This is a genomic window from Pedococcus sp. P2_E2 (genome assembly GCF_056403955.1).
Genome location: NZ_JBFUEM010000003.1, coordinates 260,608 through 281,796 on the forward strand (window position 1 = coordinate 260,608; position 21,189 = coordinate 281,796).

At 70.6% G+C, this 21,189-nt stretch carries 23 protein-coding genes; 7 read left to right on the forward strand and 16 right to left on the reverse strand.

Annotation, left to right across the window (positions count from 1 at the left end; translation table 11 throughout):
* Positions 1-36: 36 nt before the first annotated feature.
* A complete protein-coding gene (locus tag AC1DWR_RS09500) occupies positions 37-2,061 on the forward strand; it encodes a HelD family protein (protein ID WP_477615822.1) in 2,025 nt (674 codons plus the stop codon).
* 67 nt (positions 2,062-2,128) lie between these two features.
* Complete coding sequence (locus AC1DWR_RS09505; RefSeq protein ID WP_477615823.1) at positions 2,129-2,791, forward strand: HD domain-containing protein; 663 nt, start codon at positions 2,129-2,131, stop codon at positions 2,789-2,791.
* Here the strand turns inward: AC1DWR_RS09505 and AC1DWR_RS09510 are convergent.
* Together AC1DWR_RS09510 and AC1DWR_RS09515 are read right to left on the reverse strand one after the other, a co-directional pair.
* Positions 2,742-3,275, reverse strand: a complete 534-nt coding sequence (locus tag AC1DWR_RS09510) for an NUDIX hydrolase (RefSeq protein WP_477615824.1) — start codon at positions 3,273-3,275, stop codon at positions 2,742-2,744. The two genes, AC1DWR_RS09505 and AC1DWR_RS09510, sit on opposite strands and share 50 nt — an antisense overlap.
* A complete protein-coding gene (locus AC1DWR_RS09515) occupies positions 3,272-4,018 on the reverse strand; it encodes a DUF4031 domain-containing protein (RefSeq protein WP_477615825.1) in 747 nt (248 codons plus the stop codon). The genes AC1DWR_RS09510 and AC1DWR_RS09515 overlap by 4 nt, the downstream gene beginning before the upstream one ends.
* 120 nt (positions 4,019-4,138) lie before the next feature.
* On the opposite strand from AC1DWR_RS09515, the gene AC1DWR_RS09520 reads away from it, so the two are divergent.
* Positions 4,139-4,429 carry a WXG100 family type VII secretion target gene (locus AC1DWR_RS09520; RefSeq protein WP_477615826.1) on the forward strand — a complete coding sequence of 97 codons (291 nt, stop codon included), beginning with the start codon at positions 4,139-4,141 and terminating at the stop codon, positions 4,427-4,429.
* Positions 4,430-4,544: 115 nt separating this feature from the next.
* On the opposite strand, the gene AC1DWR_RS09525 is transcribed toward AC1DWR_RS09520, so the two are convergent.
* The 4 genes from AC1DWR_RS09525 to groL form a co-directional block, all read right to left on the reverse strand.
* The gene (locus AC1DWR_RS09525; protein ID WP_477615827.1) at positions 4,545-7,088 is read right to left on the reverse strand and encodes an ABC transporter permease; all 2,544 of its coding nucleotides are present in this window, start codon (positions 7,086-7,088) and stop codon (positions 4,545-4,547) included.
* Between the two features lies 1 nt (position 7,089).
* Positions 7,090-7,875: an ABC transporter ATP-binding protein gene (locus AC1DWR_RS09530; RefSeq protein ID WP_477615828.1), complete on the reverse strand. Its 786-nt coding sequence runs from the start codon at positions 7,873-7,875 to the stop codon at positions 7,090-7,092.
* Between the two features lie 123 nt (positions 7,876-7,998).
* Positions 7,999-9,696 (reverse strand): alkaline phosphatase D family protein, encoded by a 1,698-nt coding sequence (locus AC1DWR_RS09535; protein WP_477615829.1) that lies wholly within the window; start codon positions 9,694-9,696, stop codon positions 7,999-8,001.
* Between the two features lie 139 nt (positions 9,697-9,835).
* Positions 9,836-11,461, reverse strand: a complete 1,626-nt coding sequence (gene groL, locus AC1DWR_RS09540) for a chaperonin GroEL (protein WP_477615830.1) — start codon at positions 11,459-11,461, stop codon at positions 9,836-9,838.
* Positions 11,462-11,709: 248 nt separating this feature from the next.
* Here groL and AC1DWR_RS09545 point away from each other — a divergent pair, with 248 nt between their 5' ends.
* Positions 11,710-12,147: a phage tail protein gene (locus tag AC1DWR_RS09545; protein ID WP_477615831.1), complete on the forward strand. Its 438-nt coding sequence runs from the start codon at positions 11,710-11,712 to the stop codon at positions 12,145-12,147.
* 8 nt (positions 12,148-12,155) lie between these two features.
* On the opposite strand, the gene AC1DWR_RS09550 is transcribed toward AC1DWR_RS09545, so the two are convergent.
* From AC1DWR_RS09550 to AC1DWR_RS09590, 9 genes are all read right to left on the reverse strand, one after another.
* The gene (locus AC1DWR_RS09550) at positions 12,156-13,202 is read right to left on the reverse strand and encodes a P1 family peptidase (protein ID WP_477615832.1); all 1,047 of its coding nucleotides are present in this window, start codon (positions 13,200-13,202) and stop codon (positions 12,156-12,158) included.
* Positions 13,199-13,603 (reverse strand): VOC family protein, encoded by a 405-nt coding sequence (locus tag AC1DWR_RS09555; protein WP_477615833.1) that lies wholly within the window; start codon positions 13,601-13,603, stop codon positions 13,199-13,201. Before AC1DWR_RS09555 ends, AC1DWR_RS09550 begins: the two co-directional genes overlap by 4 nt.
* Entirely contained in the window at positions 13,603-14,058 is a 456-nt protein-coding gene (locus AC1DWR_RS09560) for an N-acetyltransferase family protein (RefSeq protein ID WP_477615834.1), read from the reverse strand. Before AC1DWR_RS09560 ends, AC1DWR_RS09555 begins: the two co-directional genes overlap by 1 nt.
* An 82-nt stretch (positions 14,059-14,140) precedes the next feature.
* The gene (locus AC1DWR_RS09565) at positions 14,141-14,431 is read right to left on the reverse strand and encodes a DUF3263 domain-containing protein (RefSeq protein WP_477615835.1); all 291 of its coding nucleotides are present in this window, start codon (positions 14,429-14,431) and stop codon (positions 14,141-14,143) included.
* A 185-nt stretch (positions 14,432-14,616) separates the two neighbouring features.
* Complete coding sequence (locus AC1DWR_RS09570; protein ID WP_477615836.1) at positions 14,617-15,987, reverse strand: pyridoxal phosphate-dependent decarboxylase family protein; 1,371 nt, start codon at positions 15,985-15,987, stop codon at positions 14,617-14,619.
* Between the two features lie 23 nt (positions 15,988-16,010).
* Positions 16,011-16,667 (reverse strand): HAD family hydrolase, encoded by a 657-nt coding sequence (locus AC1DWR_RS09575; RefSeq protein WP_477615837.1) that lies wholly within the window; start codon positions 16,665-16,667, stop codon positions 16,011-16,013.
* Positions 16,668-16,714: 47 nt separating this feature from the next.
* Positions 16,715-17,128 (reverse strand): arsenate reductase ArsC, encoded by a 414-nt coding sequence (locus AC1DWR_RS09580; RefSeq protein ID WP_477615838.1) that lies wholly within the window; start codon positions 17,126-17,128, stop codon positions 16,715-16,717.
* Complete coding sequence (locus AC1DWR_RS09585) at positions 17,125-17,817, reverse strand: aquaporin (RefSeq protein ID WP_477615839.1); 693 nt, start codon at positions 17,815-17,817, stop codon at positions 17,125-17,127. The genes AC1DWR_RS09580 and AC1DWR_RS09585 overlap by 4 nt, the downstream gene beginning before the upstream one ends.
* Entirely contained in the window at positions 17,808-18,299 is a 492-nt protein-coding gene (locus AC1DWR_RS09590) for an ArsI/CadI family heavy metal resistance metalloenzyme (protein WP_477615840.1), read from the reverse strand. The genes AC1DWR_RS09585 and AC1DWR_RS09590 overlap by 10 nt, the downstream gene beginning before the upstream one ends.
* A 100-nt stretch (positions 18,300-18,399) precedes the next feature.
* Here AC1DWR_RS09590 and AC1DWR_RS09595 point away from each other — a divergent pair, with 100 nt between their 5' ends.
* The 3 genes from AC1DWR_RS09595 to AC1DWR_RS09605 are packed head-to-tail and all read left to right on the forward strand — an operon-like array spanning position 18,400 to position 20,344.
* Positions 18,400-18,780 (forward strand): ArsR/SmtB family transcription factor, encoded by a 381-nt coding sequence (locus AC1DWR_RS09595; RefSeq protein WP_477615841.1) that lies wholly within the window; start codon positions 18,400-18,402, stop codon positions 18,778-18,780.
* 20 nt (positions 18,781-18,800) lie between these two features.
* Entirely contained in the window at positions 18,801-19,478 is a 678-nt protein-coding gene (locus tag AC1DWR_RS09600) for a uracil-DNA glycosylase (RefSeq protein ID WP_477615842.1), read from the forward strand.
* Between the two features lie 38 nt (positions 19,479-19,516).
* Positions 19,517-20,344, forward strand: coding sequence for an SGNH/GDSL hydrolase family protein (locus AC1DWR_RS09605; RefSeq protein WP_477615879.1), 828 nt, complete (start codon positions 19,517-19,519; stop codon positions 20,342-20,344).
* Between the two features lie 7 nt (positions 20,345-20,351).
* Here the strand turns inward: AC1DWR_RS09605 and AC1DWR_RS09610 are convergent, their stop codons facing one another.
* The gene (locus tag AC1DWR_RS09610; protein ID WP_477615843.1) at positions 20,352-21,065 is read right to left on the reverse strand and encodes a DUF5995 family protein; all 714 of its coding nucleotides are present in this window, start codon (positions 21,063-21,065) and stop codon (positions 20,352-20,354) included.
* Positions 21,066-21,189: the final 124 nt, after the last annotated feature.

The following is a 21,189-nucleotide window of genomic DNA, read 5'->3' on the forward strand; positions in this document are numbered from 1 at the left end:
CGACGCGGCGGGCGCGCGGTGGCAAGGTAGACCCTTGTGTCTGCACCCGCTCCCGCCGCCGAACTGACGCGCGAGCAGGACTACCTCGTCGCCGCGCGAGAGGCCCTCGCCCGGATGCGCGAGCAGACCCTGTCGCTCAAGATCCAGGCGCACGACCCCATCTCCGCCGAGCACCTCGCCCGCACCCTGCACCTGAGGGCCGCCTCGCTCCAGGACGACCCGTCGACCACGCTCTTCTTCGGCCGCATCGACACCGACACCGACGAGCGCTGGTACATCGGACGTCGCCACGTCGCCGACTCGGCCGGCGACCCGCTGGTCATCGACTGGCGAGCCGGGATGTCGACGGCGTTCTACCGCGCGTCACGGACCGAGCCGATGGGCGTGGTGCTCCGTCGCCGGTTCGGGCTGGACCACGGCGCCATCACGGCCTACGAGGACGAGCACCTCCAGGACCGGGCCGAGCACGATGTCCGCAGCCAGATCCTGGCCGAGGAGATCGAGCGACCCCGCGTCGGGCCGATGCGCGACATCGTCGCGACGATCCAGCCCGAGCAGGACGAGATCGTCCGCGCGGGCGCCGACCAGACGATCTGCGTCCAGGGGGCGCCGGGCACGGGCAAGACCGCGGTGGGCCTGCACCGAGCTGCCTGGCTGCTCTATGCCTTCCGTGACCGCCTCGCCCGGTCCGGGGTCCTGGTCATCGGCCCCAACCGCGCCTTCCTCGAGCACATCGGCGCCGTGCTGCCGGCCCTCGGAGAGGTGGCCGTCGGCCACACCACCATCGAGGAGCTCGTCGCGTCGGTGCCCGTGCGTGGCACCGACAGCACCGAAACGGCTGTGCTCAAAGGCGATGCCCGCCTCGCCGAGGTGCTCAGGTATGCCGTGTGGTCGGCGGTGCAGCGCGCGACCGAACCGCTCGTGGTGCCGCGCGGCGTGCGCAAGTGGCGCGTCCCGGCATACGAGGTCAACGAGATCCTGGACGAGCTGAAGGCGAGGGGCGTCCGCTATGACGCCGCACGACAGATGCTGCCCCAGCGACTCGCCCACGCGGTCCTCCTCCAGATGGAGGGCGCGGGCGACTCACCCGACGACCGCGTGCAGGACCAGGTCGCCCGCAGCGCGATCGTGAAGAAGTACGTCGCCTCCCTGTGGCCGGCGCTCGACGCCAAGGCCGTGCTGTACTCGCTGCTGTCCGACCCCGACGTCCTCGCGCGCCACTCGCAGGACCTCCTGACCGACGACGAGCGCCGGATCCTGCTGTGGGAGAACCCGGCTCGCTCCAAGGGGACCGTTCGCTGGTCGCGGCCCGACACCGTGCTGCTGGACGAGCTCGGTGACCACATCGCCCGCACGCCGTCGCTGGGGCACGTCGTCCTCGACGAGGCGCAGGACCTCTCCCCCATGCAGCTACGCGCCGTCGGACGTCGGTGCTCGACCGGTGCGGCGACGGTGCTGGGCGACATCGCCCAGGGGACGACGCCGTGGGCCACCGACTCGTGGGAAGCCTCGCTGCACCACCTCGGCAAGCCGGGCAGCCACGTCGAGGTCCTCGACCGGGGGTTCCGCGTGCCCGCAAGCGTCATCGAGTACGCCGCCCAGCTGCTCCCCCACATGGCGCCAGGTCTCGGCGCACCGGTGTCGGTCCGCGACAACCGGGGCCGGCTCGACCTCGTCGCCGTGACCTCGGGCGACCTGCTGGCCCACACCGCCAGCATCGTGGCCGGCGAGCTCGCCGAACCCGGCTCGATCGGTGTCATCGCGCCGGACGACCTGGTCGCGGAGGTGTCGAAAGCCCTGAGCCACCACGGGATCGAGCACGGCGTGCTCGGGCAGGACCACGGCGACATCGACCACCAGGTCGACGTCGTGCCGGCCACGGTCGCCAAGGGCCTCGAGTTCGACCGGGTCATCGTGGTCGAGCCGGCCGCCATCGCCGCTGCCGAGCCTGACCAGCGCACTGGACTGCGGCGGCTCTACGTCGTGCTGACCCGAGCGGTCTCGGCGCTCACGGTCGTGCACGCCCAACCGCTGCCGGCCGAGCTCGCCCAGCGGCCCTAGCCGGGGGTCTCGCGCGTCGTCCGACGACTCCCGCCCAGACGAGCTCGCGCTCTGTCAGACTCGGCCCGTGCCGGCACTCATCACGTGGTGGAAGCTCGACGTCGCCGACCTCGCTCCGCGCGCGCACTCTGACGCCGTCCTCGCGATCGGGGCCGACCTGGTGCGCAGGCTCGACGAGGAGCACCGCAGGTACCACACGACGCGACACCTCGTGGAGCTGTTCTGGGCGCTCGAGGACCTGGAGCGCGCCCACGTCGTCTCGGCTCGTGAGGCGGCACTGGGCCGGATGGCGGGCTGGTTCCACGACGCGATCTACGACCCCACCACGCCCCCCGGCGACAACGAGATCCGCAGCGCTGAGCTCGCCGTCCGGGACCTCAGCGCCCTCGGCTTCGCGCCGGACGACATCGAGACGCTCCGCGACCTCGTCCTCGCCACGCAGACCCACGAGCTGGCCCACGACGGCCTGCCCGCCGCCTTCCACGACGCAGACCTGTGGATCCTCAGCGCCCCGCACAGCCGCTACGACGAGTACACAACCCAGGTGCGCGAGGAGTATGCCGCCGTGCCCGACGAGGTGTTCGCCTCCGCGCGCGCGGCGATCCTGCGGCCCTTCATCGACCGCGAGTCGATCTACGCCACGGCCTTCGCCCGGGAGAACTGGGAGGACGCCGCCCGTCTCAACCTGGCGGCCGAGCTGGAGACCCTGACGGCGGCACGTCCTCGATGAGCGGCCACCAGAAGCGCCCGCCGGAGCGGTTCCGGAACTCCTCCACGCTGACCCACTGGGGGTCGACCGCGTCATCCTCCGTGGCGGTCAGCTCCGGTGCCACCGAGCGGATGCGGGCTCGGTAGAGCTGCATCGCACCACCGGCGACAGGCCATCGTCCGGGCGTCTGCGGCTCGAACCGCTCCTGCCCCCACGGCGTCAGGTCCTCGTCCGCCAGGATGAGACCGGTCTCCTCCCGGACCTCGCGCAGCACGCATTCGAGCACGGTCTCGCCCTGCTCGCGGGCACCACCGGGAGGCCCCCACTCGCCGCGGCGCGGACTGAACACCACGGCATACCGGTCCTCGGCATCCTGGAGCACGACCATGGCGGCGAACACCTGCGACTCCGGCGCGAGCTCGTCGGAGCGGACGAGCTCGACGTGGGCCACCGAACCATCGGCGAAGGGCACGTCCCGCAGCTGCGCCAGGACGGTCCGACTCATCGTCGGCGTTCCAGGTGCTCCAGGTACCCGATCAATGGCCACCAATGGCGTTGTGACAGTTCGGTTTTCGCGCGGTCGGGCGCCAGCCAGGTGCCGTGACTCGCCTCGTCCCCCAGGGCGAGACGGTCGCTGTACACGGCGAAGCAGGCCTTCGGGGCGGGCCACGGATAGTCCGTATCGGGTGACGGCACGGTGTTGCGGACGTAGCCCAGCAGCGTCGGCGAGACGGCAGAGGGCGAGCCCACCAGGTCGTCGACCAGCGCGGCAAGCGCCTCCACCGGCGACCCGTCGTCCACCGCGCAGGTCGGGAGGTCCCAGCCGCCGTCCGGGCGTTCGACCACCAGCAGGTCCGGCCCGCGCACCAGGGCCAGCCGCACCACGACCGTGTTGGCCGGCGGCTCGTCCTGACGGGACGCGATCACGTCGGCCCGTGAGCCAGGCGGCAGCCAGGACGCGCCGGGCACGGCCTCCACGACGCGTTCGTGCTTGCGCTTCTGGATCCGCAGACCGCTCCGCTGCAAGATCCGCACCACCTCCCTCCCGTCGACGGGAGCGGCGCCTGCGGCGACCAGCGCGGCATACCGCTCCTGCGGCACGTCGTAGTGGTCACCCTCGAAACCGCGGCGTGGAATCCCTTGTGCTGCAGCGAAATCGTGGAGCTCTTCATAGGAGGTGTCGCTGACGAGATGGGACCACAGGCGGCCGTGGGCCGGCCAGGCAGGCGGGTCGATCCAGATCGTCACCCGGCTGACGCTACCGCGCCGCGAAGAGCCCTGTGGATAACCCCGGGCCTACCGCGCACAGGTGCCTAGCCTCGGCACAGGCGGATGTCATGGGGGCACCGCACCGTCAGGAGGACAACCATGTCGGCACAGTTCACGGTGGACACCGAGCGCATCCACTCCGCATCGGGTGACATCGCCCGCATCTCCAGCGAGATCGACGGCCAGGTCACGGCGATGATGGCGCGGCTCAACGCGCTCCAGGGGGCGTGGACCGGCACCGCCTCCGCGCGGTTCCAGTCGCTGGTCGCCGAGTGGCAGGGCACCCAGAAGCAGGTGCGTGCCTCACTCGACTCGATCGGCGGCGTGCTGGCCGCCGCCGGGGTTCAGTATGCAGAGGCGGAGGCGCAGACCCTTCGGATGTTCAGCTGACGTCGCGACACCGTGAGCGCGTGGCACGGATCGTCATGCGTCCGGGCCACGGACCGCAGGTATGCCGCGTGGCCCGGACCGCGCTGGGTCCGGGCCACGCGTCGTGCCGGCCCCGCTACTCGGTGGTGATGGCCTTGAGAACGTCCAGCCGCGAGGCGCGGCGCCCGGGCCAGAGGGCAGCGAGGACACCCACCACGCCCGCCAGCGCGACGAAGATCGCCAGCTGCGGCACGGGGACCGCCAGCACGTCGATGCCGTCGTCGGCCAGGGAGCGCTGCAGACCCCAGCCGGCGCCGAGGCCCAGGACCACCCCGAGCACGGCTCCCAGCAGGGCGATCGCCACCGACTCCAGCCGCAGCATGGTCCGCAGCTGGCGGCGGCTGAGGCCGACGGCCCGGAGCAGTCCGATCTCGCGGGTCCGCTCGATCACCGACAGGGCCAAGGTGTTGACGATCCCCAGCACCGCGATGACGACGGCCAGGCCGAGCAGGGCGTAGATCATGTAGAGCAGCTGGTCGATCGGTTTGCGCTGCTCGGCGGCGAAGGCGTCCTGGTCCTTGAGGGTGACCGTGGGCAGGTCGGCGATGACCTTGTCGATGCCCGCCTCGATGGCCTTCTTGTCGGCCCCGGGCTGACGGACGACGAAGGTCAGGCTGTCCTGCTCCGGACGTCCGTTGGCCGTGGCGGTCGCGATCGAGGTCAGCACGGGGATGTCCATGGCCTCCATCGACCGGTAGATCGCGGCCACGGTGTAGGTGCCTTCCTTGCCGGCGGCGATCGAGGCCTTGACCGTGTCGCCGAGCCCGAGACCCAGCTCCTTGGCGGACTTGTCGGTGAGCATGACCGTGTTTCCGGTGAGGTTGGACAGCTTGCCCTGGAGGACCTCGATCGGCACTGCCCGGGCGAAGGTCGCCGGGTCGACCGCGGCGGCGAACTGGGTGTCGCCGCCCTTCTTGAACACCGTGTAGCGCACCGGGGTGGCCACCTCGACGCCCGGGACCTTGGCCACGTCGGCCGTGATCGTCGACGAGAACGGCTGACCGATGGCGTTGGACACGACGTAGTCGGCCACGAAGTTCTGCGCGATCGACTTGTCGACGCTGGCCTTGGCCGACGCCCCGAACACCGACATCATCGACACCAGGGTCAGGCCGATCATCAGGGCCGAGGCCGTGGCCGCCGTGCGGCGCGGGTTGCGGATCGCGTTCTGCTCGGCCATCACCCCGACGGTCCCGAACAGCCGCCGGTAGACGAAGCCGCAGGCCGCGATCACCGGGCGACCGATCACCGGGCTGGTCAGCGCCACCCCGAGCAGGAGCCCGAACACCCCACCACCGACGTACAACGCCGAGTGGTCGATGTCGGTGAAGGCACCGAGGTAGCCGGCCACGAGGCCGCCGACCATCAGGACGGTGCCCACCAGGAGGCGCCAGCGCAGCGCCGACTCGGGCAGCGCCACGTCATCGCGCATCGCGGCCACCGGCGGCATCTTGCCGGCGCGGCGAGCGGGCAGGTAGGCCGCGATCATGGTCACGAGCAGGCCCACGGCATACGACCACATGGCAGTCGTCCACTCGAAGACGAGGGGTGACCCGCTGAGGTCCAACCCGAACTGGGCGAACAGTGCCTTGATCCCCAGGGCGAGGACGAAGCCGAGACCCAGTCCGAGCGTCGCACCGACGAGGCCGACGACGAAGGCCTCGAAGAGCACCGACCGCGTCACCTGCTTGCGCCCCGCACCCAGGGCGCGGAACAGCGCGAGCTCGCGACTGCGCTGGGCGACCAGGATCGAGAACGTGTTGACGATGAGGAACGACCCGACGAACAGCGCGATCCCGGCGAAGACCAGCAGGAAGGTGTTGATGAACGACAGCGCCTGGTTGATCGAGTTCTGCGACTCCTTGGCGACGGCTGTTCCGGTGACGGCCTCGTAACCGGCGGGCAGCTTGGCCTGGACGGCCTTGGCAAGGTCCTCCTGGCTCACGCCGTCCTTGGCCGTGACCCAGGCGTCGGTGTACTCGTCGCGGCCCCCCAGGTAGAGCTCCTGGGCGGTCTTGGTGTCGAAGAAGGTGAGGGTGGCGCCCACGAGACCCGACTTGAACTCGGCGAGGCCGACGAGGGTGGCGCGGACGATCGGAGTCGGGCTGCTGGTGGCCAGCGTGACCTCGTCGCCGATCTTGTAGCCGGCTCGCTCAGCGGTGCCGGCGTCGAGGACGACCTCACCCTTCTGGTGGGGCGAGCGTCCCCGCTTGATGGATGCCGGGGGCTCACCCGCCGCGGTCGGTGCGTCGTTCCACGACAGACCCAGTCCCGGGGCGCCCTGCCCGCCGATGAGCTTGCCCTTGGTGGAGACGACGAACGTGGTGGGGTCGGTGACGTTGCCGTCGGCGCGGGCCACCCCGGGGACGGAGGCCAGGTCGCGGACCATGGCGCCCGGCAGGGTGGCCGACGAGGGGGCGCTGTCGAAGTCGCCGCTCACGCTGTCGGGACGCACGACGACGTCGCCGACCGTGTCGACGATCCCGCTGAAGGCCTTCCCGAGGGTGTCGGTGAAGATGAGCGACCCCGACACGAACGAGACGCCGAGGATGATCGCGAAGGCACTCATGAACAGCCGCAGCTTGCGGCCCATCAGGCTCTTCCAGCTGGCACGCAACATGTCAGGCGCCGGCCTGCGCGGAGAGGTGGGCCATCCGCTCGAGGATCTTCTCGGCGGTGGGCTCGCGCATCTCGGCGACGACCTTGCCGTCCGCGAGGAAGACCACGCGGTCGGTGTGGGCGGCGGCGTTGGCGTCGTGGGTGACCATGACGATGGTCTGGTCGAACTCGTCGACGCTGCGGCGAAGGAACCCGAGCACCTCGGCGCCGGAGGTCGAGTCGAGGTTGCCGGTCGGCTCGTCGGCGAAGACGATCTCGGGCTTGCTGACGAGCGCCCGGGCGCAGGCGACGCGCTGCTGCTGGCCACCGGAGAGCTCGCTCGGCCGGTGGCTGAGCCGGTCACGCAGGCCGACGGTGTCGATCACCGTGTCGAACCAGGCCGCGTCGGGCGTGCGCCCGGCGATGGCCAGGGGCAACAGGATGTTCTCCTCGGCGTTGAGCGTGGGGATGAGGTTGAAGGCCTGGAAGACGAACCCGATCCGGTCACGGCGCAGCAGGGTCAGCGCCTTGTCCTTGAGGCGGGTGATGTCGACGTCCCCGATGTAGACCTCACCGGAGGTCACCGCGTCGAGGCCGGCGGCGCAGTGCATCATGGTCGACTTGCCCGAGCCGGAGGGACCCATGATCGCGGTGAACTCACCGCGGGCGATGTCGATGCTGACGCCGTCGAGGGCGCGGACCTGCGCCTCTCCCTTGCCGTAGACCTTGTGCAGGTCCACGACCCTCGCGGCGACCACGCGGTCGGTCGGCGCCGAGGTGGCGTCAGTGGTCAAGGGTGTCGCAGTCATCTCAGGCTCCCGGCTCATGGTGGATTCCGTTCTCGTCAAACGTAGGGATGCATCCGCGCTGACGCATTCAGGTTCAACCCTGAACCCACCCTGAGTGAACCCTCAGTCGGCAGTTCCTGACGGTCAGTGCACGACAACCCGGGCAACTTGGCGCAGATCGGGCGCATCGAAGCGCTCGCCCCTGACCTCACCGGCCTCCCAGCGGATCACCAGTCCCCGCCCGCGCACCTCGAGCGTGGCGAGGTTGTTGTCGAACCAGGGACCATCGGTGACGTCCCACCGGTATGGGGCGTTGGGCACCTTGTCGGTGCGGTTCACCAGGAGGGCCAGGGGCCGGGCGAGGCCCTTGCCCAGGAGGGCCTGGGCGATGCGGACCTGGCGGGGCAGCGGGTTGCGGATCGGTGAGCAGACGGCCTGGAGGATCGTGCTGCTGCCGGCCGGGAGCTGGTCCGGGGAAATCCGGGTGACGTAGGAGTTGTGCACGTCACCGGACAGGAACGTGATCGTGCCGGGCCGCTGTCCGCGCTTGCCGGAGGCGACCTCCACCACCATGGCCAGCACGGCGGCGAAGCCGTCCTGGAACGCCGCCCAGTGCTCGAGGTCGACGGCGCGACGCATCTTCTCGCCCCACCGGGCGACGCGCGGTCCCCACGCCCCGGTGGCCATCGCCTCGTTGATCGCCTCGAGGTCGTGGATGCCCTGCGCGATGAAGAAGGGCAGCGACGTGCCGATGAAGAGGTGGTCGACGTCGCCGCGCAGCTGCCCGTCCAGCCACTCCAGCTCGTCGTCGTCGAGGATCGAGCGCCGCTCGGGCTCGAGGACGCGGGCCGCGCGGGAGTCCACGACCACGAGCCGGGACTCGCCGAGGTCCCGGGCGTAGCTCCAGCGGTAGGTCTCGGGCTGGCGGTCGACACGTTCCGCGAGGTCGTCCAGCACCCGGGTCAGGTCGAGCTCGTCGCTCGAACCGCCGTCAGCGTGGGCCACGATCTGCTGCCACACCTCGTCCTGTGCCAGCTCCTCGGGCGAAAGGTTGCCGACGTGCTGGTAGACCCAGTAGGAGGCGAGCCCACCGACGATCCGCTCGTGCCACCAGGAGGTCTGGTTGATCTCGCGCTTCCAGCTCTGGGAGGTGTTCCAGTCGTCGCGGATGTCGTGGTCGTCGAAGATCATCGCGCTCGGCAGCGTCGACAGCAGCCAGCGGTTGAGGGGATCGCTCCAGGCCAGGAAGTACAGGTGGGAGTACTCCTCGAAGTCCTTCAGCTCCTCACCGGGCGGCTCGTCGAGGCTGCGCCGCGAGGCGATGAACTCCTGCATCTCCTCGCTGGTCTCGTCGGCGTACACCTGGTCGCCGAGGAAGCAGACGAGGTGGGGCCATTCCTCCTCGTCCCGCTCGGGCCGGCTCAGGTGGTACGCGTAGGCGCGCAGGGCGTCCACGCCGTTGCTGGCATTGCCCTCGGCGTCGTGCGGGACCGTCGTGCGGCACGACCCGAAGGCCAGCCGGGTGGGCTCACTGTGCAGCAGGGTCCGGATCCGGCTCGCCGGGAGGTCGGGGTGGTCGGGTGCGGCCTGCGGCCAGACCTGCTCGCCGTCGATGTCGACGGCGTAGTCGCCGGCCGTGCCTGGCTCCAGTCCGTCGACGACCACGAGGGCATAGTGCCGTCCGTGCGCCCCGAAGGTGGGCGCCGACCACTCCCGGTCGAAGGCCCGCACGCGCACCACGGCGGAGTCGCGGGTCTGGACCCAGACCGTCGCCGACGTCTCGCCGACGTAGCGGAGCAGCGGCCCCAGGGTCAGGGGTGACGCGGGGAGGTGAGTCGGCACGAGGACCGTTCTACACGGCATACCCCCTGCGTGGGTAACGACCCTGGACGACGCACCCCTTCGGGGGATGGCGAAAGGGCGGCCCGCCTCTCGGTGGACCGCCCTCTCGGCGTTGCGGCGGGTGCCGGGTTGCGGGGTCCTAGAACCCCATGCCACCCATCTCGTCGCCACCGGGGGCCATCGCGGGAGCCTTCTCGGGCTTGTCGGCGATGACGGCCTCGGTGGTGAGGAACAGCGCGGCGATCGACGCGGCGTTCTGCAGCGCGGAACGCGTCACCTTCGCCGGGTCGATGATGCCCGCGGCGATCAGGTCGACGTACTCGCCGGTGGCGGCGTTGAGGCCCCACCCTGCATCGAGCGTGCTGACCTTCTCCGCCACGACGCCGCCCTCGAGGCCGGCGTTGATCGCGATCTGCTTGAGCGGAGCGGAGGCCGCGACGCGAACGATGTTCGCACCGGTGGCCTCGTCACCCTCGAGCTCGAGCTTCTCGAACGCGGCCTTGGTCGCCTGGAGCAGGGCCACGCCACCACCGGCGACGATCCCCTCCTCGATGGCAGCCTTGGCGTTGCGCACTGCATCCTCGATGCGGTGCTTGCGCTCCTTGAGCTCGACCTCGGTCGCGGCACCGGCCTTGATGACTGCGACGCCGCCGGCCAGCTTGGCCAGGCGCTCCTGCAGCTTCTCACGGTCGTAGTCGCTGTCGGACTTGTCGATCTCGGCGCGGATCTGGTTGACGCGACCCTGGATCTGGTCGGCCTCGCCGGCACCCTCGACGATGGTCGTCTCGTCCTTGGTGACGACGACCTTGCGAGCGCGGCCGAGCAGGTCGAGCTCCGCGGTGTCGAGCTTGAGGCCGACCTCCTCGGAGATGACCTGGCCACCGGTGAGGATGGCGATGTCGGCCAGCATGGCCTTGCGACGGTCCCCGAAGCCGGGAGCCTTGACGGCAACCGACTTGAAGGTGCCGCGGATCTTGTTGACCACCAGGGTCGACAGGGCCTCGCCGTCCACGTCCTCGGCGATGATGAGCAACGGCTTGCCGGACTGCATGACCTTCTCGAGGAGGGGCAGCAGGTCCTTGATGCCGGAGATCTTGGAGTTGACCACGAGGACGTAGGCGTCCTCGAGAACCGCCTCCATGCGCTCGGTGTCGGTGACGAAGTAGTGGCTGATGTAGCCCTTGTCGAAGCGCATGCCCTCGGTGAGCTCGAGCTCGAGGCCGAAGGTGTTGGACTCCTCGACGGTGATGACGCCTTCCTTGCCGACCTTGTCCATGGCCTCGGCGATCATCTCGCCGATCAGGGGGTCAGCAGCGGAGATCGAGGCCGTCGAAGCGATCTGCTCCTTGGTCTCGACGTCCTTGGCCATCTCGAGCAGCTGGGCGGAGACGGCCTCGACGGCCTTCTCGATGCCGCGCTTGAGGGCCATCGGGTTGGCGCCTGCGGCGACGTTGCGCAGACCCTCCTTGACGAGGGCCTGGGCGAGAACGGTGGCAGTGGTCGTGCCGTCGCCAGCGACGTCATCCGTCTTCTTGGCAACTTCCTTGACGAGCTCTGCGCCGATCTTCTCGTACGGGTCGTCGAGCTCGATCTCCTTGGCGATGGACACACCATCGTTGGTGATCGTGGGGGCTCCCCACTTCTTCTCGAGGACGACGTTGCGGCCCTTCGGACCGAGGGTGACGCGGACGGCGTCGGCGAGAATGTTCATTCCCCGCTCGAGACCGCGGCGAGCCTCTTCATCGAAAGCGATGATCTTGGCCATTCGGGTGGTTCCTCCCACGCGAAACGTAAACGATGGCCAGCGGGCGCCCGCGACGGACGGACCGGCTTGCGCGGCTCACGTCGCCGTGCTCCCCGGACCTCGCCCTGACTGGCCTGGATTGTCACTCTCATGGTGAGAGTGCTAACGCCATTATTGGCACTCTCAGGGGGAGAGTGCAAACGGGTCGGGCGTCCGGTGGGACAGGCGGTGGGGTTCCGCCGGAGGTCGGGGGGTGGGACGCTCGGCTCATGGCTGCGCACCCCGACCCGTTCGAGGCCTCGAACTTCCTCGTCGACTTCGCCGGCGCGGACGTCGCGTCCTTCTCCCACGTCGACCTCCCGGTGGCCCTCCTGGACGAGATCGCCTACCGCTCGGGCAACGACAAGGCCAACGAGCCGCGCAAGCAGCCCGGGTTGGCGAGCTACTCGCACCTCGTCCTGAGTCGGGGCCTGACCGCGAACCTCGACCTCTGGGACTGGTGGGAGGCAGCCCGCAACGGCGACCCCACCGTGGACCGCAACGTGGTCGTCAAGCTCCTTGACGGGACCGGTCAGCTCGTCCTGACGTGGAAGTTCCGCAACGCCTTTCCGGCCGTCTACCGGCTGAGCCCGCTGGATGCGGCCTCCAGCGACGTCGTCGTCGAGACGGTCGAGCTCGCCTTCGACTCCATGGACGTGGAGGTCTAGGAGGAGGTCTAGGGGAAGGCCGACGGGAAGGCAGCACGGTAGGAGCGGAGGTCGACCGTCCCGTTGACGACCGACTCGGCGGCCAGGACGGCATGTCCGACGGCGCGGGTCACGCACTCCCCGGCAGCCACCATCACCGCGTGCAGCTCAGGCAGCTCGGGCGCGGGCCGCTCACCGGTCGCGAGGGTGAACAGCGTGTCGCCGTCGAGCAACGTGTGCACCGGGTTGACCGCCCGGGCGAGCCCGTCGTGACCGAGCCCGCTCACCTTCTGGCACTGCGCCTTGGTGAGCGTGGCGTCGGTGGCGATGACGCCGATCACCGTCGCCATCCCCGGACGCAACGGCTCCCCTTCGTATGCCGCGGCCGCCCGTTCGCGCGCAGCCGCAATCTCGTGGGCGGCCGGGAGCGCGACGTCCGCGAACTCCTCACCGAGTCCGTGCCGCCTCGCGAGCAGCTCCCCGGTCAGCTCGTCATAGGGGGCGCCGAACGAGTTGGCGACGACCAGGGCCGCGACCGTGGTGCCGTCGTCGAGCACGGCGCTCGCCGAGCCCACAGCACCCTTGAGACCGCCGGCCCGGGCTCCCGTCCCAGCGCCCACACACCCCTGGAGCACCGCGTCGGCTGTTGCCACGGCGAACGCGTCGGCCCCGTCCGCGGCAGTCGGTGCGTTCGCGAACTCGCCGCCTCGTCCGAGGTCGAACAGGATGGCGGCCGGGACGATCGGGACCACCTCACCGGGTTCACCCATCGGCCAGCCCAGCCCCGCGGCATACAGGCCCTGGACCACCCCGTCGGCGGCCGCCAGGCCGAAAGCACTCCCGCCTGCCAGCACGATGGCGTTGACGCGGTCGACGAGGTTCCGCGGGTCGAGCAGGTCGGTCTCCCGCGTGCCCGGCGCACCACCTCGGACGTCGACACCGGCCACCGCTCCCGCATCGGGGGCGAGGACGACGGTGACGCCGGTGAGCCAGCCGGCCTCACGGCGCGTGGCGTGCCCGACGCGCACCCCGACGACGTCGGTGAGCGAGTTGGTCGGCCCGGGGACTGGGCTCACGCCGGGCCGTCCGGCCCGGTGACGTCGACGTGTCCGGGGGCGGCGTCGATGACGCAGAACCTGTTGCCGTCCGGGTCCTCGAGGACCACGAAGTCGTGCTCCTCCTCGGGATAGGGCCAGTCCTCGACGCGTCGCGCTCCGAGACCGACGAGCCGCTCCACCTCGCGGGCCTGGTCGCGGGCGTAGAGGTCGAGGTGGAGGTGGGGAAAGGCCTCAGGGGTGGACTCGCCGAGGTTGAGCGAGAGGTTGGGACCCACACCGTCCCTGGGCTGGAGGATGACCCAGTCCGGCTCGGGCTCGTAGCGCGGTTCGTAGTCGAGGACCGCGGCCCAGAAGGCCATCGCCCTGGGCACGTCGCTCACGTTGACGACGACCGACCCGATCCGCAGCGCGGCACCCATCACAGCTCCAGTCGGTGGGCCCGTGCGTCGGCCACGAACCCGACCCGCTCGATCATCGCCGTCGTGTGGACCCCGGCGGACATCAGTACCTGCCTGAATCCCGCGTCGCGCGCCCACTCCACGGCGGCTCGCAGGAGCACTTCCCCGGCACCGATCCCCCGGTGCTCCGGGCGCACGAAGAAGGTGTCGACCACCAGGTCGGCTCCCGCTCCGGACGGGCGGCCCGGCCACGGCAGCGGCTCCACGACGGCCGCCTGGAGGTATCCCGCGTGCTCGTCCCCTGCCTCGGCGATCCAGACCGGGTGGGCGTTGCCGGTCGCCAGCCAGGCCCGTGCGTAGCGGTCGAGGAAACCGGGCTCACCCTGCCCACCCCGGTGGCGGGCGCACTGCAGGGTGAGTGCCGCCACGACGAGCGCGTCGTCGGGTTCGGCCAGCCTGGTTCGCAGCTCACCCACGAGGGCAGTCAAGCACGACCCGGGACGCAACAACGCCCGTACAGTCGCTTCTGCACGGGCGTTGGTGAACCAGGGGGCTCGGTCAGAGCTGGATGCCCAACCGTCGGGCGCTGCGGGCCCGCTGGCGCGACGCGCGCAACCGGCGCAGTCGCTTGATGAGCATGGGGTCGGCCTCGAGGGCGGCCTGGGAGTCGATCAGGGCGTTCAGCACCTGGTAGTAGCGGGTCGCGCTCATGTCGAACAGCTCGCGGATCGCCTGCTCCTTGGCGCCCGCGTACTTCCACCACTGCCGTTCGAAGGCGATGATCTCGCGGTCGCGGTCAGTCAGCTCCGTGGGGGCGCTGACGTGATCCTGCTCGTGTGCGGCGTTCAACTCTCGACTCAGTCCTTCGTGGTTCGCAGACGTGCCCTGCCGTGTGTGCGTGCAGGGCAACTATACGGAGCGAATCACACGCTTGTCATTCCACTCGCGTAGTCCGATCGGGCGAGTTCTCTGGGTGTGGTCACATTCGTCCCACTCGCCTCACGAGGGCCTTGGCGCCTCAGCAGGCAGGCGCCTCAGGCCATGGTGTCGAGGATGGCCACGATGTCGTCCTCGGAGGTGCGCGGGTTGACGATCGCGAACCGGGTCAGCGTCTCGCCCGCGTGCGAGGTGGGCACCACGAAGGCGAACTGGTCGGCCAGCAGCCGGTCCGACCACTCCTGGTACTGCGCCGCGGACCAGCCGATCCGCCGGAACACCACGACCGAGAGGTCCGGCTCGCGCGCGACCTCGAGGTAGTCGCGCCGGCCGATCTCCTCGGCCGCGAACCGCGTGACCTCGAGCGTGCGCTCGACGGCCTCGCGGTAGGCGTCCGTGCCGTGGGTCGCCAGCGAGAACCAGAACGGGAGGCCCCGGGCCCGGCGGGTCAGCCCCACCGAGTAGTCGGTGGGGTTCCAGTCGGGCGCGTCGTTGAGGACGTCGAGGTAGGACGCGTGCTGGGTGTGTGCCGCGCGGGCCAGGGCGGGCTCGCGGTAGAGCAGGGCGCAGCAGTCGAACGGCGCGAACAGCCACTTGTGCGGGTCGACGATGAACGAGTCGCAGTGCTCGATGCCTGCATACCTGTGGCGCACCGACGGAGCGGCCAGCCCGGCGCCTCCGTAGGCGCCGTCGACGTGGAACCAGATGCCGAACTCGCGGCAGACCTCTGACACCGAGGCGAGGTCGTCGACGATGCCGAAGTTGGTCGTGCCACTCGTCGCGACCACCGCGAAGAACGTCTCGGGGCCGTGGGCGAGCAGGACCTCGCGCAGGGCCGGTCCGGTCAGCCGACCCATGTCGTCGACGTCGACCCCCACGAACTCGGCGTCCATGACGTCGCAGGCCGACTGGATCGAGGAGTGCGCACCGTGCGTCGCGGCGACACGGAACGGTCGCGCGCCGGCGCCGGTCCTGCCCTCCAGGGCGGCGCTGGTCCGAGCGGTATGCCGTGCCGCGACCAGCGCGGACAGGTTGCCGATCGTCCCACCCGGCACGAAGACACCACCGGCCTCCGGCGGCAGACCGGCCAGGTCGGCGATCCAGCGCAGCGCCTGGTTCTCGGCGTAGACCGCTCCGGCCCCTTCGAGCCAGGACCCGCCGTAGATCGACGAGGCCCCGACGACGAGGTCGAACATCGCGGCCGCCTCGGTGGGAGCGCACGGGATGAAGGAGAGGTACCGCGGATGGTCGGTGGAGATGCAGGCCGGAGCCAGGTCCTCCTCGAAGAGCTTGAGCGCCTCGATGCCGCCGATGCCCTCGGCGGTGATGGTGGCTCCGGCCAGGGCGTCGAGCTCCGCCAAGGTTCGTGGGCCGTCGAGAGGCACCGGGTCGAGCTTCAGACGGTCGGCGGAGTAGGCGAGGATCGCGTCGCCGAGGGCCTCGAGGTTCTGGTCGCTGTAGCCGTGCACGCGGCGAGTCTAGGCTGCGTCGCTCACGCGGGGGCAGGGGCGAAGAGGACCGCCCTCAGGCCGACCACATCCGCCACGATCGCGTCGGGTCGGCTCGCCGCGAGCGCGGGCTCCAGGCCCGCGCCCCAGGTGACCGCGACCGCCCCCATTCCCGCGGCTCGGGCGGCCTCGACGTCCACGGTCGCGTCGCCGACGTAGACGCAGTCGCGGGGGGCGGCACCGAGCTGCGCCGCGGCATACAAGAGGGGTGCTGGGTGGGGCTTGTGGAGGTCCGTTTCCTCTTGTCCTGCAAGGACATCGATCCGGCGGTCCAGGCCCACCGCCCGCAGGCCGAGGCGCACGGTGTCGCCCTTCTTGGAGGAGACGACGCCGGTGCGGGCACCGGCGTCGTGCAGGTCGTCGAGGAGCTCGATCACGCCGTCGACGGTGCGGATCAGCTCGTCGTGGTTGGCGAGGTTCCACTCGCGGTAGACGTCGGTGAGCTCGGCGCCACGACCCGGGTAGCGCTCCTCGAGCACTGGCTGGAGGGGGCGGCCGATCCAGGACCTCACCTCGTCCTCTGCGGCCTGCTCGCCGAGGACCGACCCCAGCGCGTGGTGGTAGGACGCGACGATCAGGGGGATGGTGTCGGCGAGGGTGCCGTCGAAGTCGAACAGGACCACGGGCCAGCGAGGAGTCACGGGCTCGAGGCTAACGAACAGCCTCGATGGGGCGCCGGGTGCGCCGGTCAGGCCCGCGGCTCGACGCCCAGCTCGCGGAGCAGCACCTCGACCCGTCCGCGGATCTCGTCGCGGATCGGGCGCACGGCGTCGACTCCCTGCCCTGCCGGGTCGTCGAGCACCCAGTCCTCGTAGCGCTTGCCGGGGAAGTAGGGGCAGGTGTCGCCACACCCCATGGTGACGACCACGTCGGAGTCCTGGACGGCTTCGGTGGTCAGGACCTTCGGGATCTGTGCGGCGATGTCGATGCCCTCCTCGGCCATGGCTGCGACCGCGGCGGGGTTCACCTGGTCGGCAGGCTGGCTCCCCGCCGAGCGCACCTCGACGGCCCCACCGCCGAGATGCGCGAGGTATGCCGCGGCCATCTGCGAGCGCCCGGCGTTGTGGACACACACGAACAGGACAGAGGGCTTGTCACTCATACGGATTCGCTTTCAGGGGTGGGGATCGGGACGGTGCGCGTCCGAACGGTGCGCAGCAGGGCGAGGCCGGCTCCGACGCCGACGAGCTGCGCTGCGACGAAGGCCGGAACGGAGGCGGGCGCGATGCCCGCGAAGGTGTCCGAGAGGGCACGCGCAACGGTGACGGCCGGGTTGGCGAACGACGTCGAGGAGGTCAGGAAGTAGGCGCCGAAGATCCACGCCGGGACCACGAGGGCGGCGCGACTCCCCTCGCGCACCAACCCGATGGCGAGGACCAGCCCTGCCGTGGCGACGACCTCGCCCAGCCACTGTCCGGCACCCCCTCGCTCGTGGCGGGACAGGTGCAGCGCGGGCAGCCCGAACATGAGGTTGGCCAGCGCCGTGCCCGCAACGCCACCCACGAGCTGGACGGCCACGTAGGGCGCCACGTCGCCCCACCCATGCTCCCCCCGGACGGCCTGCGCCAGCGTCACCGCGGGGTTGAAGTGGGCACCGCTGACCGGGCCGAACGTGCTGATGAGCACGCCGAGCACCGCCACCGTGGCAAGCGCGTTGACGAGGAGCTGGACAGCGCCGTCGTCGGTCAGGCGCTGGGCCATCACGCCCGACCCGACGACCGCGGCGAGCAGCCCTGCGGTCCCGACCAGCTCGGCGGCCAGTCGGGCGCGCACCGGGTGGTTCAGCAACACGCCTCCTGCAGCGCGGGGCCTGCGGCCGTCGTGCAGCACCCGCCGTCGTTTCCGCCCGCCACGATCGGAAGGCTCGCCGTGGCGGGACGTCCGTCGGCCGGGTTGTCGTCCTTCACGGTGTAGACCTCCCAGGGGGCGCCGGCCGGGTCGTGCACCCAGACCTTGTCCTGCAACGCATAGCAGCAGGTCGTGTCCCGCTCGTCGAACGCGGCCAGACCAGCCTCGCGCAACCGCGTCGCCCCCGCCTCGACGTCGGCGCTGCTGTCCACCTCGATGCCGAGGTGGTTGAGCGCCTGCGCGGTGCCCTCGCCGCGCTGGTCGGCCGGGACCTCGATCAGCACCAGCTTGAGCGGCGGCTCGACGATGGCGAAGTTGGCGTAGCCCGGACGGCGCTTGTGCGGCTGGGTGCCGAAAAGGGTCGAGTAGAACGCGACCGACTTCTCGAGGTCGGCGACGTTGAGCGCGAGCTGGACACGGGACACGAGCAGACTCCTTGGTTCATCGACTATTGTCTATGCAGGAAGTGAATCGACTGCATTGATGTTTGTCAATATCGATGCAGGTCTATTTCAAGGAGATCCCGTGCCCGGCCCCACGCTCGTCACCCTCGCCGCCCCCGGCGACGCCCTCGCCGCCACCACGACCGCCGGTGTCGCCTGCTGCGGCACACTCACCACGGACCAGGCGATGGGACGAGAGCAGGCCGAGGCCACGGCATCCCTGCTCAAGGCGGTGGCCGACCCGGTGCGGCTCCAGCTGCTGTCCCTCATCCGCTCGTCCCAGGGGCAGGAGGCCTGTGTCTGCGACCTCACGCCCGCCGTCGGACTCAGCCAGCCGACCGTGAGCCACCACCTCAAGGTGCTCACCGAAGCCGGCCTGGTGACCCGCGAGCGGCGGGGCACGTGGGCATGGTTCCGGCTGGTGCCGACGCGGTTGGACGACCTGGCCGCGATCTTCCGCTGACAGGGGTTTAGTTTCTGGGTATGCCGCCGGCTGCCCTCACCGAGCTCGTCCACCCCTCGTGGGCGGCCGCCCTGGAGCCCGTGGCCGGGGCCGTGGCCTCGCTGGGTGAGTTCCTGCGCGAGGAGGTCGCGGCCGGACGGGGCTACCTGCCGGCCGGCGTGCACGTGCTCCGTGCCTTCGAGCGGCCGCTGGACGACGTGCGGGTGCTCATCGTCGGACAGGACCCCTACCCGACTCCCGGGCACGCGGTGGGACTGTCGTTCTCGGTCGCGCCGGACGTGCAGCCGGTCCCCCGCAGCCTGGCCAACATCTTCCAGGAGCTGCAGACAGACCTCGGGCTCCCGCGACCGTCGACCGGCGACCTGTCGCCCTGGGCCGACCAGGGGGTCCTGCTCCTCAACAGGGTGCTGACCGTGCGACCCGGCAAACCCGCCAGCCACCGCGGCAAGGGCTGGGAAACCGTGACAGCACAAGCGATCTCGGCGCTGGTGAGCCGCGGTGGCCCGCTGGTCGCAATCCTGTGGGGCAGGGACGCGAGGAACCTCGTGCCGCACCTCGGCGGCATACCCGCCATCGAGAGCGCCCACCCCTCTCCCCTGTCGGCGCACTCCGGCTTCTTCGGGAGCAGGCCGTTCAGCCGGACCAACGAGCTCCTCGCCCACCAGGGCGCCGCACCCATCGACTGGAGGCTTCCGTGAGCGACGCGACCACTGACCCCACCCCCGCGCCCGACGCGATGGCGGACAACCTGACGCATCTCCCCGAGAGCGGCAAGGTCTGGCACCGCTACGTCGCGATCGGCGACTCGTTCACGGAGGGCATGTCCGACCCGGACCCCCAGCACGAGAACGCCTTCGTCGGCTGGGCCGACCGGCTGGCCCACCACCTCGCGGCCATCGCGCACGATGCGGGAGGCGACTTCGCCTACGCCAACCTTGCGGTGCGCGGGCGGCTGCTGGCCGACGTCATCGGACCGCAGCTCGACGCCGCGATCGCCCTGGGTCCCGACCTGGTCTCGATGGTCGGGGGCGGCAACGACATCCTGCGACCCAAGGCCGACCTCGACGCGATCGCCGCCCGGCTCGAGGCGGCGGTCGTGCGGTTGCGCGAGGCAGGGGCCGACGTGCTGCTGGCGACGCCCACCGACCCCGTGGGCGCGCCGGTGCTGCGCCACCTGAGGGGGCGCCACGCCATCCACTCGGCCAACCTGTTCAGCATCGCCCAGCAGCACGGCGCCTACGTCATCAACCAGTGGGGCATGAAGGCGCTGCAGGACTTCCGGCTGTGGTCCGAGGACCGGATCCACATGACGAGCGAGGGGCACCGGCGCGTGGCACTCAACGCCCTGTCGGCGCTCGGGCACGACACCGACCGCGCCGACTGGTCCACCCCGTTGCCCCCGGCGCCGCCCGTCGCCCGACGCCAGGCGGCCGCGGCCAACGCCGAGTGGGCCCGCACCCACCTCGCGCCCTGGGTGCAACGCCGGCTCAAGGGCGAGTCCAGCGGCGACGCCGTCCGGGCCAAGCGCCCTGACCTCACCCCACTGGACCGCGGGACCTCCTAGCCCGCGATCAGGCGAGCGCCACGAGCAGCTGGCGCGACACCAGACCCACCGTGCTCGCGAGCGAGTCGAGGTAGGTGCGGGTCAGGGTCGGGCTGGACTGCAGCTCCCAGAGCACCAGCGCCTGCTGCCAGGCCGCGTCACGGGCCCGGTTGACACTCCATGAGCCGACCAGGTTCAGGACCGGGGAGACCTCGTGGTCGAGGCGTCGCTGGGTCTCGTCGAGCAGGGACTGGCGCACCTCCTCATGGACCTCTGCCAGCACGGCATTGACGGTCAGGTAGTCACGCTGGACCCCGGGACTGGTCGGTGAGAGACCGAGCTGGCGGCAGGTGCGGACCGTGGCGATGGGCAGGTCGTGGTTGATGTGGGCGTTCATCCCCGCGACGGCGAACTGGACCGGCACCAGACCGGTGGCCGCACGGCTCTCGAAGAGCGGGGTCCACGCCTTGCTGCGACTCTCGTCAGACGCCTCGACTGCCTCGAGGTAGAGCCCCGCGAACACCACGTCGAGGCGCTCGAGGAAGGCCGGGTTCACGAACGCGTGGGCCGCCAGCCGATCACCGACCCGCTCGGTGACGAGGAGGTACAGCGCGTTGAAGCGGCCCACGCCGTCCGCGGGCCCGAGGGCGGCACCCAACCGGCGCAGCCGTTCGACCACCTCCGGGACGCTCGCGGCCTGGCCGGGCGGCACGACGACCGGACGGATCGGCGCGAGGACCATGCGCACTCGTCGGATGACAGAGCTCAACCACCCCACAACGACGACGGTAGGCGCAGAAGTCCACGGCGTCCACGGTTTCGCCGCAGGGTCGAGAGTGCGTGACACGCTGGCGCCCGCGCCGAAC

Excerpts from the sequence above, each read along its gene's own strand:
- AC1DWR_RS09520 (WP_477615826.1), top strand. The coding sequence starts at position 4,139 with ATGTCGGCACAGTTCACGGTGGACACCGAGCGCATCCACTCCGCATCG.
- AC1DWR_RS09610 (WP_477615843.1), bottom strand. The coding sequence starts at position 21,065 with ATGGTCCTCGCGCCGATCCGTCCGGTCGTCGTGCCGCCCGGCCAGGCC.
- AC1DWR_RS09530 (WP_477615828.1), bottom strand. The coding sequence starts at position 7,875 with ATGACTGCGACACCCTTGACCACTGACGCCACCTCGGCGCCGACCGAC.
- AC1DWR_RS09545 (WP_477615831.1), top strand. The coding sequence starts at position 11,710 with ATGGCTGCGCACCCCGACCCGTTCGAGGCCTCGAACTTCCTCGTCGAC.
- AC1DWR_RS09525 (WP_477615827.1), bottom strand. The coding sequence starts at position 7,088 with ATGTTGCGTGCCAGCTGGAAGAGCCTGATGGGCCGCAAGCTGCGGCTG.
- AC1DWR_RS09600 (WP_477615842.1), top strand. The coding sequence starts at position 18,801 with ATGCCGCCGGCTGCCCTCACCGAGCTCGTCCACCCCTCGTGGGCGGCC.
- AC1DWR_RS09555 (WP_477615833.1), bottom strand. The coding sequence starts at position 13,603 with ATGGGTGCCGCGCTGCGGATCGGGTCGGTCGTCGTCAACGTGAGCGAC.
- AC1DWR_RS09510 (WP_477615824.1), bottom strand. The coding sequence starts at position 3,275 with ATGAGTCGGACCGTCCTGGCGCAGCTGCGGGACGTGCCCTTCGCCGAT.
- AC1DWR_RS09580 (WP_477615838.1), bottom strand. The coding sequence starts at position 17,128 with ATGAGTGACAAGCCCTCTGTCCTGTTCGTGTGTGTCCACAACGCCGGG.
- groL (WP_477615830.1), bottom strand. The coding sequence starts at position 11,461 with ATGGCCAAGATCATCGCTTTCGATGAAGAGGCTCGCCGCGGTCTCGAG.
- AC1DWR_RS09605 (WP_477615879.1), top strand. The coding sequence starts at position 19,517 with ATGGCGGACAACCTGACGCATCTCCCCGAGAGCGGCAAGGTCTGGCAC.